Below are 15,771 nucleotides of genomic sequence, written 5' to 3'. Positions count from 1 at the left end.
CAATCCAGGCCGATAAAATGCATTTGGCGGAAGATGAAAGCTAACCAGCTGGAGGTTTATTTCTACCGAATACACCATACACCGGCAATTACCGGCAACACAAACAGGGTATTCCGCAGAAGCCGTCAGGCTGGCGGAATACCCTGTTTCGTTATGAATCCGACTTATACAGGCTTACTGGCGAAGCAGGTTATAGATCACCTGCGCGCTCTCTGCACGCGTCAGCAGCCCCTGCGGAATGAACTGCCGCTGCTCTCTGCCCTCTACAAGCTTCAAGGCTGTAGCGGCATTGACATAAGCCTTCGCCCATTCACGAATGCCGGAAGCATCTGCATACCCGGCCGGTGGCGCAGCCATTGCCAGCTTCTCTCCCTGCTTGAACTCCAGGGCACGGACAGCCATCACAGCCATCTCCTCACGGCTTATGGCCGCATCCGGCGCAAAGGAGCTGCGGCTGCGTCCACTGACGATGCCCAAGCTTGCAGCTGCCTCTACATAAGAGGCGTACCACGCACCCGGACGGACATCCTCGAACGTTGTCTGCCCTTGACCGGACTGTCCCAAGGCCCGCATCAGCAGTGCCGTAAACTCCGCACGTGTCACCTTCCGGGCCGGTTCAAAGGCCTCAGCGTTCACTCCGGTAACGACTTGCTTCGCAGCAAGCGATGTAATTGCAGCAGAAGCCCAGTGGGTGACCGGTACATCCTTGAATAAGGTATGCACCTCAAGCACTGCGTACCTGCCGGATTGTGTAACTGCCGCCGTGTAGGAACCGTCCGTCTGGACTGCTCCCCCCATGTACCGAAGCGCACCGCCATCCTCCAGACTAAATACACCTGTCCAATCCTTCACCGGCTGGCCTGTAAGCTTCAGCGTTAAGGTTACAGGCTGCTTGAATAAGCTAACAGGCAGGCGCGTGCCGTCCTGCTTGATCAATTGCAGCTTTAGCTCGAAGATTCCAGATTCCGCACTTGCTAATCTGTTCTCTGTACTGAGCCTGCGGACCTCCTCCTGTACCGCATCCGGACTCAGCGGACGAAGCTCCAGCAGAATCCGCGATCCTGCTGCATCCGCTCCTTGAACCCTGTTACCAGCATCGGCCAGTACTGCACTCGGGAGCGTAACAGACATCTCCTCCGAGCGTATGACCAGCTCATTCTTGCCCAGTAAACTGGCTGCCCCGAGCGGGAGCAGTACCGCTGTCTTGCCCGCTTCCAGACGCAGCTCCAATCGGCCGTCCTTGGCTGCACTGAGCTGCGCTTCACTGATCTCCTGGGTATCTCCCGGAACCGCAGCAGCGCTAGGCGAAGGTGTTGTCACCGGAGTACTCCCGGAGTCTACCACCGGTGCTGGCGTTGCTGTTGCTGTTGGCGCCGGTGTTGGCGTTGGCGTTGGCGTCGGCACCACCACCTCGGATTTCGCCGACAGAATGACCGTACCGCCAGCATCTCTGCCCGGCAGATCAATGCTAACCTTCCCGGCAGCAGATACCGTATACTCCTTGCCGCTATATTCATCCTTCACTGCTGACAGAGGGGCATACGGAACAGGAATCTCCACGTTCAGACCTTCCGCCTTGCTGTTGATAACCGTCACAATATTCGTTTTGCCATACTGCTTGTTGAAGGCTAAATACCCGGACTCATCATTACCTGCCAGCCAGCTGCGGGTTCCTCTGGCATACACTTCAGAATAATTCGCACGGATATTCAACAGCTTCTTGTAGTGATCGCGAAGCCCCTGCTCAGCGGCAAGCTGATCCCACGGCATATCCCCGCGGTTCCTGCTGAACTCTCCCTCAGCCATATTGCCCGCATTCTTGCCTGAGCGGCCCAGTTCTTCGCCGTAATAGACAACTGGCTGGCCTTTGGCTGTAATCTGCAGGGCGGCGGCAACCTTGAGCTTGCCTTTGTCCCCGTCCACGTATTCGGACAGGAAGCCGTCTTCATCATGGCTGCTCAGGAACTGCGCCATCATGCGGGTGTTGCTGATCTTCGCTTCACGCTCCTGGAGATAGGCATCGACAGCGGTAATGGACCCGCCGGCGAACCGCTTCGCCTGCTCCTTGAAGCCGAAGTCCAGCAGCCCGTCCATCTGGCCGCTCTGCAGCGTCCCCCCGTCATTATCGGCGGTTCCGCCGAAGTATTCGCCCACCAGCTTGAAGCTTGGATCAATCGTGGTCAGCGCGTTTTTGAACGCTTTCCAGGTCGTATCCTCCACATGCTTAACCGTATCTACCCGGAAATAGTCAATCGTATCTCCGCGCTCTGTACGTGCATTATCCAGCCAACCGGTCTGCCAGGCGATCAGCTTCTCGCGGACTGCAGGATCTTCGGTGCGGAAGTCCGGGAGCCCGCTCAGTTCGCCCCGGATGACATCCTTGTCTGCCTGTACTCCGTCTGTACGTAGCATACCTGCAAAGCGCGCCTTGTCCTCTGCCGTCACTCCAGACTGTTCGTCGCTCTCCTTCAGCCCGTAGCCGGTATGATTCAGCACAACATCGACCATGATTTTGATGCCACGGTCATGCGCCTTGTCAATCAGCTCCTTGAAGGTATCCATATCACCCAGATGCTCATCAAGCTTGGTGAAATCCTTCGCCCAATACCCGTGGTAGGCATACTGCTTGCCGCCGAAGCTTACCCCTTGGTTGAAATCGATATTATCGACAACCGGTGTAATCCAGAGTGTGTTGATGCCAAGCTCCTTCAGGTAATCGAGATTATCAATCATCCCTCTGAAATCGCCGCCGTGATACGCTTCAGGATGGGTTGTATCCACATTCTCATTGTTATCAGGGTCGCCGTCCTTGAAGCGGTCAGTCAGTGCGAAGTAGATCCGTGCCTCCTCCCAGTCAAAATCCGCCTTTGCGCCGCTATACGTTCTGGCCTTAACTTCTATCTCAGCCGTCTGCCGGTGCACATTGCCGTACTGGTCCACCAGGACCACGGGAATCTCCTTAAGTCCGGCCGTTACATCCTGCTTCACCGACACGGTCTGCTGCATCAGCCCGGTATCGAGCTTGACCTCGGCAGGCCCGCCCAGTTCAGTAAGATCGAGATAAGCATCCGTGTAGGACACTTCCTCCGCAGAGGCTACTTTTACCGTAATCACAGCGTTCTCATTGAAGTTCACCGCAGGCGGGCTGGCTTCTGCTGTAATTTGCACCTCCGGCTTGTGGTAGCGGATCACCGATTCGCCGTCCACCGTATTGTGCGGGTCCGTCAGCCCGCGGGTTACACCATCCTTGGTAATCAGGAAGCTATATTTATAAGTGCCCTCCTGCAGTCCTTCCAGCCGGTAGCTGAACCACTCCTTAGCCGGATCATAAGTCATCGGATATTCTGTTCCGTTCACCTTCACCTTCATTTCCGTAATGGCCGACATATCCCCGCTGCGGAACAGCTCGTCATCCCGGTAGAGGAACGTTACAGCTTCTCCTTGCAGGAGCGGACCACGGATAGCCGGCATCACGTTAAGCTCCTGAACCATGCTGGTGACATAGACTTTGGTGAAAAGCTCGCCCGGCGCCAGCTCAATATAGCGGTCCTCCGCTATATCCTGTTTATTGTCTGCCCAGTCCAGGCCTTTGATCAGCACGAAGCCTACCCGGGTGGCCTCCTTGCCCACCTCGATTAGCACGCTGGAGCTTGCGGAACCTTCTTCAGGCTCCGGCAGCTTAACCTCGCCGTCAGTGGCTCCGGTATACCACAGCCATACACTCCAATCCTTGTAGTCCTTGTCAGGACGAGTGTAGGTGAACTGCACATACCGCTTGCTGTCCGCCGGAGGAGCGGTGACTTCAACCGCGACTTGAACGGACAAGCCGCCATACGTAATCGTTAGGGTAGCCGAGCCTGCCTTCAATCCCTTGATCAGACCTTTGCTCGTAACCGTGACAATCTCCGGCTTATCCGATACATACTGCGCCTTGGCGGTAACGGTGCTTGAGGCTCCGTCATCGTAGGTGGCAGTCACCTTGGCCTGATGTGTGCCGCCCGCCTGCAGTGTATAGGCAGACTTGTCGGCTGCCAGCTTGGTTAACACCGCTGCCGGTGCCTCCTTGCGCAGGATCACCGAGGTAAGCGGGTCGATCGTAATCGTTTCAGCGTTCACGCGGAAGCCGCTCTGCTCCGCCGGAGCAATCGCTTGTGTTCCGGCCTGATCGCTGTCGGCAAGCACTTCTGCCCCGGACAGATCCTCCGGCAAAGTCAGCGTTCTCGCCTTGCTATCGCCGTTCATGAGGACATAATAGATGCCTGTTCCATCCGTAGCCTTGCTGGAGTAGCCGATGACCAGATCCTGCGCCTTCATTTCCGGAGCCTGGATCAGCTTGACATTGGCATTCACCAGCCCTATATCGCCAAGCCGGAAGGCATTGGTCGATTTCCTGAGCTGGATCAGTCCGGCCGTATAGGCTCTGGTCTCATTCTGTACCGGATGCTTCACTGCATCCGTTGCTGCAGCCCAGTCGAACTTATTCACGCTATCAGACGAATCGTAGGAATCGTGGATGAAATAACTGACCGACTGGTCCCCGGCATCCCGGACCTCAGTATATTTCTGCTCGGGAACGCCTGCCGCCATCCACTGCTTCGTGCGCCCGTATTCCTGTCCTGCATGAAGAAAGGCTGTTCCTTGTGAAGTCAGCAGCAGCAGATTGCCAAGCCTGATCCGCTTCTGGATTTCCAGCTCATTCTCCGCAATTTGCGGATTCTTACGGAGCGTTAAGGCAATCACATCATGCAGTGTCAGATTGTCATGCGCCTCGATATAAGGCACCATATCGCCCGGATCATCCGCCGGAACATTGGATGGCTGGGCCTTGATATTATTTAGGATCGTATTCAGATCACGCGCACCGCCGGTAATGAAGCGCGGCTCTCCTTCCGAGCCGAAGCCCGATTTCAGCTCGTTGCGGAATTCATCGGAGAACACGCCGACGCTGTCCGTTTTGTCCATCCATTTCTGGTCTGCGCCTTTTCCTTTGAGATCAGGCTCACCCGCATCTCCTCCGAAGGTAATCCAGCCTTCGCCGATGAACAGCGCCTTAGGATTGATAGCAGCCGCAGCGTCATAAGCCGCCTGGACGGCGTCTGCTGTGGCGTCGCCCATCATGTCCCAGCGCATCCCGTCGATTTTATATTCCTCGAACCAGTACTTCACGGAATCCACCATCAGCTTCTCGGCCATCTTGTGGCTGGTCGCCAGATTGTTGCCGAAGCCGCCAATGAAATTACCGTGCGCATCCTGGAAGGCATAATATCCGGGCACAATATCGTTCAGCAATTCCTTCTTGGCCATATGGGTATAGACCACGTCAAGAATAACGCCCATTCCGGCCTCATGCACCGCGTCTATCAGGCCCTTCAGCTCTCTGATCCGCACTTCGGGGTCAGCCGGATGCTGGGAATACGCCCCATCCGGGGAGAAATAGCTGTGCGGATCATATCCCCAGTTGTATTCATTGCCCTGAGCCGAGTAATCCGGCTCCCGCTCGTCCATCCGCGTCTCATCCCCGTAATACCAGGCCATGACCGGCAGCAGCTGAATATGGGTCACCCCAAGGGACTTGATATAATCCAGCTTTTTGGCAAAAGCGGCATAAGAGCCCCAACGCTCCCCGCCCAGACTGGACTGAATCGCAGGGTCAGAGGTGAAGTCCCGGATATGGGCCTCATAGATTACCGCATCCTCCCGCTCTTCATAACCCGCAATATCTGCCGCCTTGAAATCTGGCGGATTTGTTGTGGTGAGATCAACAATAGCCGCCTTGCCGACCGTATCGCCGCCTGCGCCTGCTTCCCCCGCCGTATTCACGGTGAACACCGCCATCGACTTGGCATAGGGATCAAGCACCTGCCGGGTGACCGCATCATTCGTGACCTCATACTGGTAGTAAAAGCCTCTCACATCCCCGGCACCGGGTGCACCTGCGAGATCAGCGGCTCTCAGCCGGGCCGACCAGACACCTTTCTCACCAAGGGTCAGCTCCACACGGCCAACCGTGCGGTCAGCATCCGCTGCATCATATACCACGGCAGTTACAGAGCTTGCCTTCGGCGCCCACAGCTTCAGCGTTGCCGAATGATCGTCCTGATGGTACGTGGCTCCCAGATCATCCCCGGTGTAATTGTACATCTCATCGAGCATTCTCCAGCCGGTGGAAGCGGATACCGTTGTCCCGGCGTAAGTTACACGGAGCGGAATCTTGCCCAGGTCAAAAGCACCAGTAGCCACCTCCAGGGTGCCTCCGCCCGTAATCGTCACCGCTGTGACCGGAATGGCCGTCCCTTCCGCATCCTTCACGGTAATAGCGGCCTTCAGCGCAGCAGGGTCCAGCCCGTCCGTCATAGTGAAGCCCAGCACCAGCTTGCCGGCAGACAGCACCTCCGCAGACAACAGGCCAATCGGCGTCTCGCCGAAAGGAGAAGTGTAGACGTTCGGATCATTCTCCTTCACCCATAGCTGATTGTAGCGGTCCAGCAGTGTAAAGCTTTTATTCTCATTGCCTGCCGGACCATCCTTGTCACCGCTTACAGGCTTCATGACGATGAAGCTAATCGTCTTCGCGTTCTCCTTGAGCGGGATGTCAACGTAAGCACCGTAAGCATCCTTATGCTCCGGTGCGAACGGAGTTGCGCCCTTAGGCCATCCTTCGGAAGGCGAGGCTACATCGTCCCACAGCCACAGGCCGTACTGGCTCTGATTGTTATCCGCACGCGAATAATGAATCCGCACCGTATTCTCCGGGAGAGACACCGGCTCGTAAGGCGTCGCCAGATTGGAGCCTTCCTTGATCCAGGCCTCATTGGTCTGCGGAGTGCCGATCAGGAAGGTCTTGTCGCCGTTCTCCATCTCCTTGACTCCGCTGATGCGGTTAACCACGAGGAAGGAGACCGATTTCGCCCCATCTTTGACTAGCAGATCGACATATGCGCCGTAGGCATCCGTCTGTCCCGCCGGGAAGGGGACCGCACCCTTCGGCCAGTCTGCGGACGGGGAAGCCACATCTCCCCAGGTCCACAAGCCCAGATCGGCATAATTGCCGTCCGCACGGTAGTAATGAACCCGCAGGTGGCCCGCCGGAACCGGCTGTACCTCACCTTCTCCGGCAGGAGCGGTATACAGAGCGGAGACACTATGGTCCGCTACGCGGTACTGGAACGTTACCGGAAGCTTCGCAGGCAGCTTAAGCTCCTGTGCAGGTTCCGGGTAAGCCGTCCCTGCGGAGGGTTCCGCGCCCGGCAGATAAACCTGGTAAGTAAAGTCACCTGCCGGCAGCAGCGCAGTCTGCTCGTACACTCCGTCCAGATCCGCATCATGAAGCAGCGTCCCGGCATCCGCCGGAGAGGTCTCAGCCGGATCGCCAAGCGCAGTCTGCACACTGCCTATAACCCGTGGCAGACGCTCCGGCGCAACCGGGGAATAATACGTCGAATCCGCAATAGCCTTAGTCAGGTCATTATAATAAAAAGTCACACGGGTCTCTTCCGTTAACGAAATCCGGATATTGCCCCCGGCATCCTCTCCATTCGGATTCGTATAGCTGCTGTAGCCGTAGTTTTCCGACCAGCTATCGTTAAGAGCTACCTTGTATTCATAGGTTCCCTTGGGCAGTGTGCCTGAGAATATGTACAAGCCCGCCCCCTTATAGGTCATCTCCGTTACCGTTGAGGTCTCGTTCCAGTCCTTCGTCTCCGCCGGGTCCAGCCCGGCGAACTTCGTCTGCAGATCGCCAACAAGTACCGCTTTAACCGCCGCAGCGCTTACTCTGGCCGGACCAATGCCGAGGCCGGAGCAGATCAGAGCGAGAACCATCAGGACAGTAAACATTTTCTTAGCCCGTATAGCAAATCTCATATCCGTTAATCCCCCCAAGAATTTGATGGTGCCTAAGCCCGCAGGGCCGGGATAATTCCTCTTCCCTCCTTACGGACAAATGCTGTAAGTACGGCCGCTTAAGGCCAGACTAAATGAATATGAACCTCCTTTTCCTTAAAGTTAAAAACTCTACAAATTAATCTGATTCAGTACGAAACATGCGCAAACGTTTGCAAAAAAGAGTGTAGTGTATTGATTGCTGGAATCAACCAGAGATCCTCCCTTAAATCTCTGTAAAATCAGCTTTGTAAACGCTTGCTGCAATTCGTTAACATACTAATCTCCCGGCAAAGTAATTGTCAACTACTTATTTTCAATAGATTGATTAGTAATCCCACAATCTATTTGCACACTTTTTGCACAAATACCTCCCGAAAATTGCACGAATTTGCGCAAATCCTGGATTAATTCCAGACTCAGAATGGCTTAAGCAACTACGCTTCACGATGCCCGGAACGCATAAGCTGCGGGGATTGCGCCATATGCGAGGTTTCACTATTTACAATCATCCCCACTTCGATTAATATTACTGTGTAAAGCAAACGGTTCCATTAGGAGGTTTCTATGACAGTTACCATTAAGGACGTTGCCAAGAAAGCGGGGGTCTCTCCCTCCACAGTGTCCCGGGTGTTGTCAGGCCATCCCAGAATCAGCTTAGAAACTTCCCGTAAGGTCAAAGTGATTATGGAAGAAATGGGCTACACCCCGAACATGATGGCCAAAAGTCTGGTATCCAAGACCACTAACAGTATCTGCATCATTCTTCCAAAACCGGCTGAAGAGCTGTTCTCCAATTTGTTTTTTATGGAATTAATCCGCGGGATCGTCACTCAGTCCAGCCGCTCCGGCTATGATGTGCTGATCAGTTCCGGGGCGAACGAGAAGGAGGAGCTTGAAGCTGTCTCCCGTCTGCTCAAGGGACGCCGTGTGGACGGCGTTATTCTGCTGTATTCCCGTAAAGACGATACGGTGATCGATTTTCTGCAGTCGGGCGGTTATCCCTTTGTCCTGGTTGGACGGAGCGACCGCTACGAGGATATTCTGTCAGTGGACAATGATAATATCATGGCCGCCTATGATGCGACGAATCATCTCATCTCTATGGGACATGAACGCATCGGCTTCGTCAGCGGCCCGCCGAACCTTATCGTTTCACGCGACAGGCTGGAGGGTTACCGCAAGGCCATGCAGGGTAAGGGGCTGGAAATGAAGGATGAATGGATCGTTGAAGGCGAGTTCCTGCAGGACAGCGGCTATAGGGCGATGTCCTTCTTCATGAATCTTCCGAACCGTCCGACAGCGCTTGTCGCGGTGGATGATATGGTCTCATTCGGGGTACTGCGCGGATTGAACGAGCTGAAGTACAAGGTCCCTGAGGATCTGGCAATTGTCAGCTTCAACAATATCCCGCTCTCCGAGCTGTCCAGTCCTCCTATCAGCAGTATTGATATCGGGATTTATCATCTTGGCTATACAGCCTCGCAGGTGCTGATCCAGAACATTCAGAAGCCGGATAATCAAGACGGTTATACCAACCGTTTTGTCATTCCCCACCGTCTAATCGTACGGGAGTCCTCTATGCATGCTCCGGGAAATTAAGACATGTAGAAGCAACAGTAAGGCATGTACAAGAAAATGAATGAAGCAGACCTTCGCTTCATTTATTTTTTGGAGCTTTGTACAAACGTTTGCGCTGATATAGAAGAGTGTTGCCGGCAGCGGCGTTTCCCCTGTGCTAATGTGATGCTGATACTGGTGCTAGCGGCGGGACCGATACTGGTGATAGAGCCCGGGACTGATGGCGGCGCTGAAACGGAGGCTGGTGATAGAGCTAGGCTGACCTTAGCGCTGATCCTGGGGCTGGCTCCGGGATTGATACAGAGCCTGTAGCTCCGGGGCTGATACACACTCTGGGATGTTCGAGGCTACTCTAAAGCCCTCCCTCCTGTGCAGAGAAATGTTGCACCTTTTGCAGGATTTCCGCCAGCGTGGACCTAATTCGCACAGGAATGTTGCACCTTTTGCAGGAATTCCGCCCATTTGGCGGGTTGCCCACATCTATTTATTCACTAATCATTTTAGGAGGTTCAAAACATGTCTGAAATCAATGCCTGCCTGTTCGATCTGGACGGCGTTCTCGTGGATACTGCCCGGTACCACTATATTGCTTGGAGGGAGCTGGCCGAGGAGCTTGGATTTGTCTTCACGGAGCAGGATAACGAGCGGCTCAAGGGCGTCAGCCGGGCCGCTTCGCTGAATATCCTGCTGGAGATCGGCGGTATCACGCTTAGCGAAGATGACAAAGCCAGACTGGCGGAGCAGAAGAATAACCGCTATGTCGGGTATATCGCCAAGATGGACAGCTCGGAGATTCTGCCCGGCGCCCTGGACTTCCTGAAGGAATGCCGGACAGCCGGCATCAAGGTAGCCCTCGGCTCAGCCAGTAAGAACGCGATGACCATCTTGAACAATACCGGCCTGACCCCATACTTCGATGCCATCATTGACGGCACGCATACCAGCGCGGCCAAGCCGGACCCGGAGGTCTTCCTGCTGGGTGCGAAGACCCTGGACACCGCTCCCGCACAATGCGTCGTCTTCGAGGATGCCGCAGCCGGTATCCTGGCCGCTTCCCGCGCCGGTATGCGCAGCGTAGGCATCGGCTCTCCCGAGACGCTAGGCGAAGCAACGCTCGTCGTCCCTTCCCTGCAGCAGCTCACAGTTGCTGCGCTGAAGGAATCTTTTGCCACGGTATGACGAATAGTAACTGAGGCTGAGCTTATTCGCTCCGGGTGCAGAAAACGGCATATACTGTATGCACTTATCAATTTAATTCATCATCTCAGATCATCAGTCAGACCGGATGCTGCACTTGCATCTTCTACCCTACCCTCTGTAAAAGAACTGTGTGTGAAATCTCATAGGTGCGTGATCAGCGCAGAAAGCGAAAGGAATGTGAAGAAGCGGCAGCGATCGTAACATCCTTTCGCATTCGGAGCGGCCTGCACGGACCGGCAAGACTGGAGCACACCGTTCTTTTCACATCCCCCTTAAAGGAGCCAAAATCATGAAACAATACTTAACAATCAACGAATGGTCCATTATCGAAGAGTCCTTTGATCCGCAGACCCAGGAAATATCCGAAAGCGTATTTAGTATCGGGAACGGATACATGGGCGGCAGAGCCAACTTCGAGGAGCAGTACAGCGGCCCCAGCCTGCAAGGCAGCTACATGGCTGGCGTCTATTACCCTGACAAGACACGGGTTGGCTGGTGGAAGAACGGGTACCCGGAGTATTTTGCCAAAGTGCTGAACAGCACCAACTGGATTGGAATTAATATTGAGCTGGACGGAACGCCGCTGGATCTGGCAGAGTGCAGAGTCAGCGAGTTCCGCCGGGTACTCAATATGAAGGAAGGCACTCTCTCCCGCAGCTTCACCGCAACCACCCGGGACGGCAAAGAAGTTAAGGTAGAGAGCATCCGGATTGTCAGCATGGTCCGCCATGAGATCGGGGCGATCCGCTATTCCATCAGCCCGCTGAACTTCTCCGGCGAAATCACCGTAACCCCCTACCTGGACGGCGATATCAAGAACAAGGATGCCAACTATGACGAGAAATTCTGGAACGAGGTGGAGAAGAAGGCCGGACCAGAAGGCGGGCATTTGACCCTGAAGACCAAAAAGCTCGATTTCCATGTCACCTCCGCCTTCGTCTTCGACATTCTGCTGAATGGGGAGCCGGTTGCGGCCGAAGCAGCGGTGCTGGAGCAGGATAAATATGTGGGCAGTACAGTGAACGTACCGGTAGAATCCGGCGATCAGCTGGTTATTTATAAGTATGCTGCGAATGTTACCTCCCGCAATTACGGGCTGGGACAGCTCACGGATGCCGCATCGGCTGCACTGCAAAGTGCGCGGGAGACCGGGTTTGTGGCGCTTTTGGCAGAACAGGCTGCGGCTTGGGGTGACAAGTGGAAGGAAAGCGACATTATTATTGAAGGCGATGTGTCGGCGCAGCAGGCGATCCGGTTCAATATTTTCCAGCTGAATCAGACCTATACGGGTGAGGACGACCGGCTCAACATCGGACCGAAGGGCTTCACCGGGGAAAAATACGGCGGCAGCACCTACTGGGATACGGAAGCCTATTGTGTGCCGTTCTATCTCAGTACCGCCGACTCCGCGATTGCCCGCAATCTGCTGATCTACCGCTACAAGCACCTGGAGAAGGCCAAGGAGAATGCCCGCAAGCTCGGCTACCGTAAAGGCGCGCTCTACCCGATGGTCACGATGAACGGTGAGGAGTGCCACAACGAGTGGGAGATTACATTCGAGGAGATTCACCGCAACGGCGCGATTGCCTATGCCATCTATAACTATGTGAATTATACCGGCGACAAGGCTTATCTGGGCCAATACGGCCTGGAGGTGCTGGTAGAGATTGCGCGCTTCTGGGAGGAGCGTGTGAACTATGTGGCGCATAAGGACAAATACGTCATGCTGGGCGTCACCGGCCCGAATGAATACGAGAATAACGTCAATAACAACTGGTACACGAACCGGATGGCCGCCTGGACGATGGAATACACGCTGGAGGCTCTGGCCTATTTGCAGGAGAATGAGGGTACGCGTTACGCCGAGCTGGTTGATAAGCTGGAGCTGCTGGAGAGCGAAACGGCCAAGTGGAATGAGATTATCGCCAAAATGTACTATCCGGCTGACGAGGAACGCGGCATCTTCCTCCAGCAGGACGGCTTCCTCGACAAGGAGATCATCCAGGTCAAGGATGTGCTGCCGGAGAACCTGCCGCTGAACCAGAAATGGTCATGGGACCGGATTCTGCGCTCTTGCTTCATCAAGCAGGCGGATGTGCTTCAGGGACTCTACTTCCTCGGCGACCGATATGATCTGGAGACTAAGAAGCGTAACTTCGACTTCTACGAGCCGATTACCGTGCATGAGTCCTCCCTCTCCCCTTGCATCCATGCGATTCTGGCCTGTGAGCTGGGCTACAAGGAGAAGGCGTACGAGATGTACCTGCGGACCTCGCGGCTGGATCTCGACAATTACAATAACGATACGGAGGATGGCTGCCATACCACCAGCATGGCGGGCACGTGGATGTCGGTTGTTCACGGCTTCGGCGGACTTCGCGTGCTGAATGACCGGCTGGTTCTGAACCCGTCAAACCCGGGACACTGGACCTCTTATTCGTTCAAAATCATGTTCCGCGGCTCGCGGCTGAAGGTCACCGTGACCGATGCACAGGTTACCGTCAGCAACGAAACCGAGGTTCCAGCCTCCCTCACCATTCACGGCAAAGAGTATACGGTGAATGGGCTGGGCACTGTCAGTGCCGGGGGCGCTTCCGTCACGGTGTAATTTGATCAGCCCCGAAGATATTTGGCTTCTTCGGGGCTTTTTTTCAATAAGAGCTCCACTAATTCTGCCAAATCATCAATGACAGCATCCGCTTCGACCACTGTGACAAACGGATCATTCCGTTTCCAGACAGCCTTCATTCCTGCTTCGCGGCTCGCACGTATATCGTTATCCGGATGATCGCCAACAAAAATAGCATGCTCTGCGGCTACACCCAACCGGGTCAAAGCGCGATGGAAAATAGCCGGATCTGGCTTGCGCAGTCCCTCCCATTCGGAGATAAGCACCTCATCGAATAAATGCCCGATGTTCAAGGCCTTGAAATTATCGTATTGAAATTGGCCATAACCATTCGAGATTAACGCAATCTTCAGACCATGATTCTTGAGCTCAGTAAGCATAGCTAACAAATTCGGGTAACCTGAACAATGTTGCTGGAAGTTGTATACGTAATCATTGAGCAGTGAGCTCCAGTCCAGCTTTGGAATAGAAAACTCTTGTATGAGCTGTTGATAAACTTTGTCCTTCCATAGGTAACCGTGATTATCAAGCTCGATGAAGCGCTGGACAAACAGCTCATGATCAACGGTTTGAAGTTCCGGGTAGCGCCGGTATTGATCTTGGACAAACTTTAACAGAGAGGTGTCACGGTCCAGCAGTGTTCCATCCAAATCAAAAAGAACCGCTTGGATTGTCAGTTCAATCACTTCCTTTTCTTGTAGCCTATTAAAATGAATATACCATAGAAGGAGCGTTCCCCAATGAAAAGAACCTTTTGGAAAGAAGCCGTAGTCTACCAGATCTACCCGCGCAGCTTCCAGGACAGCAACGGAGACGGCATCGGTGATCTGCAAGGTATCGTCTCCCGGCTGGATTATCTGCAAAAGCTGGGCGTTACCGTCGTCTGGCTGTCGCCGGTCTACAAATCGCCGAACGATGACAATGGTTACGATATTAGCGATTACGAGGATATTATGGATGAGTTCGGCACGCTGCGGGACTGGGAGGAGCTGCTGGCCGGACTGCATGAACGCGGCATGAAGCTGATGATGGACCTCGTCATCAACCATTCCTCGGACGAGCACGCCTGGTTCGCGGAATCCCGCTCTTCGAAGGATAATCCCTACCGGGATTATTACATCTGGCGTCCCGGCGGACCGGACGGCGCACTGCCGAACAACTGGAGCTCCATCTTCAGCGGACCCGCCTGGGAGCGGGATGAGGCTACCGGCGAATATTATCTCCACCTTTTCTCGCGCAAGCAGCCGGATCTGAACTGGGAGAATCCGCGGCTGCGTGAGGCGCTTTACAAAATGATTGCCTTCTGGCTCGACAAGGGTGTCGACGGGCTGCGGATGGATGTCATTAACCTGATCTCCAAGGTGGAGGGTTTGCCTTCGGTCGAGCATGAGGATCTCACACCCGGGGAGCTGGCAGGCGGCGGCGAATACTACATGAATGGTCCACGGGTCCATGAGTATCTGCAGGAGATGAACCGTGAAGTCCTATCCAAATATGAAGTAATGACCGTTGGCGAGACCCCGGGAGCCACTGTCGAGGACGCCATTCTCTACACAGACGAAGACCGCCATGAGCTGCAGATGGTTTTCCAGTTTGAGCATATGGACGTGGACTCCGGCCCGGGCGGGAAGTGGAATGTGGTGCCGTGGACGCTGAAGGGGCTGCGGGATATTTTGCATAAATGGCAGGTGGGGCTTGCAGACAAGGGCTGGAACAGCCTCTATCTCAACAACCACGATCAGCCGCGGATGGTCTCCCGGTTCGGAGACGACGGCAAATACCGCGTGCAATCGGCCAAAATGCTGGCTACCCTGCTGCACACGCTCAAAGGTACGCCTTACATCTATCAGGGCGAGGAAATTGGCATGACTAATGTAAAGTTCCCCACGCTTGATGACTATAAGGATATCGAGATTCTCAATATGTACCGGGAAAAGGTGACCGAAGGCGGCGCAGACCACGACACCATTCTTCAGGCGATTCATACCAAAGGCCGCGACAATGCCCGCACGCCGATGCAGTGGGACGCCTCCAGCAATGCCGGATTCACCGATGGAACCCCGTGGCTGAAGGTCAATCCGCGCTATACGGAGATCAATGTGGAGCAGGCGCTGGCTGATCAGGACTCCGTCTTTTACTATTATCAGCAGTTGATTAAGCTGCGTAAGCAGCATCTGATTATGGTCTATGGCGATTATGATCTGCTGCTGCCGGAGCATGAATATATCTATGCCTATACCCGCACCCTGGAAGGTGAAAAGTGGCTGATCCTGCTTAACTTCAGTGATGCCCCGCAGACTATAGGGCTTACAGAGGAGCTGAATGCCGTCAACGAAACGATCATCGGAAATTATCCAGAGGAGCCAGCAGCCATGGACCGCAGTACCCTTCGCCCATACGAGGCCAGAGTCTGCCGGATCGGTTAGCGTAACGAAGGCTGACAAATCCCTTCATCCATGGCATCATAGATGGACAGACTG

6 protein-coding genes are annotated in these 15,771 nt (G+C 54.5%); 4 read left to right on the top strand and 2 right to left on the bottom strand.

Annotated elements, in window-relative coordinates; genetic code table 11:
* Positions 1 to 174 precede the first annotated feature (174 nt).
* Positions 175 to 7,863: a pullulanase gene (locus tag NST04_RS32195; protein WP_341187853.1), complete on the bottom strand. Its 7,689-nt coding sequence runs from the start codon at positions 7,861 to 7,863 to the stop codon at positions 175 to 177.
* Between the two features lie 585 nt (positions 7,864 to 8,448).
* Between NST04_RS32195 and NST04_RS32190 the strand changes: the two genes are divergently transcribed.
* The 3 genes from NST04_RS32190 to NST04_RS32180 all read left to right on the top strand — a co-directional run bounded on the left by NST04_RS32190 (position 8,449) and on the right by NST04_RS32180 (position 13,270).
* Positions 8,449 to 9,483 (top strand): LacI family DNA-binding transcriptional regulator, encoded by a 1,035-nt coding sequence (locus NST04_RS32190; RefSeq protein ID WP_341187852.1) that lies wholly within the window; start codon positions 8,449 to 8,451, stop codon positions 9,481 to 9,483.
* Between the two features lie 495 nt (positions 9,484 to 9,978).
* On the top strand, positions 9,979 to 10,641 hold the full coding sequence (gene pgmB, locus NST04_RS32185; protein ID WP_341187851.1) for a beta-phosphoglucomutase: 663 nt from the start codon (positions 9,979 to 9,981) through the stop codon (positions 10,639 to 10,641).
* Positions 10,642 to 10,951: 310 nt separating this feature from the next.
* Positions 10,952 to 13,270, top strand: coding sequence for a glycoside hydrolase family 65 protein (locus tag NST04_RS32180; protein WP_341187850.1), 2,319 nt, complete (start codon positions 10,952 to 10,954; stop codon positions 13,268 to 13,270).
* 5 nt (positions 13,271 to 13,275) lie between these two features.
* On the opposite strand, the gene NST04_RS32175 is transcribed toward NST04_RS32180, so the two are convergent.
* Positions 13,276 to 13,968 (bottom strand): HAD family hydrolase, encoded by a 693-nt coding sequence (locus tag NST04_RS32175; RefSeq protein WP_341188122.1) that lies wholly within the window; start codon positions 13,966 to 13,968, stop codon positions 13,276 to 13,278.
* Positions 13,969 to 14,031: 63 nt separating this feature from the next.
* Here NST04_RS32175 and NST04_RS32170 point away from each other — a divergent pair, with 63 nt between their 5' ends.
* Positions 14,032 to 15,717 carry a glycoside hydrolase family 13 protein gene (locus tag NST04_RS32170; protein ID WP_341187849.1) on the top strand — a complete coding sequence of 562 codons (1,686 nt, stop codon included), beginning with the start codon at positions 14,032 to 14,034 and terminating at the stop codon, positions 15,715 to 15,717.
* Positions 15,718 to 15,771: the final 54 nt, after the last annotated feature.

Origin of the sequence: Paenibacillus sp. FSL H7-0756, from assembly GCF_038006765.1 — a bacterium.
In the GTDB taxonomy this organism is placed as follows: Bacteria; Bacillota; Bacilli; order Paenibacillales; family Paenibacillaceae; genus Paenibacillus_AQ.
Note: the sequence above shows the minus strand (reverse complement) of the source record. Positions and strands in the feature narration are given on the sequence as shown.

Excerpts from the sequence above, each read along its gene's own strand:
- NST04_RS32170 (WP_341187849.1), top strand. The coding sequence starts at position 14,032 with ATGAAAAGAACCTTTTGGAAAGAAGCCGTAGTCTACCAGATCTACCCG.
- NST04_RS32180 (WP_341187850.1), top strand. The coding sequence starts at position 10,952 with ATGAAACAATACTTAACAATCAACGAATGGTCCATTATCGAAGAGTCC.
- NST04_RS32190 (WP_341187852.1), top strand. The coding sequence starts at position 8,449 with ATGACAGTTACCATTAAGGACGTTGCCAAGAAAGCGGGGGTCTCTCCC.
- NST04_RS32195 (WP_341187853.1), bottom strand. The coding sequence starts at position 7,863 with ATGAGATTTGCTATACGGGCTAAGAAAATGTTTACTGTCCTGATGGTT.
- pgmB (WP_341187851.1), top strand. The coding sequence starts at position 9,979 with ATGTCTGAAATCAATGCCTGCCTGTTCGATCTGGACGGCGTTCTCGTG.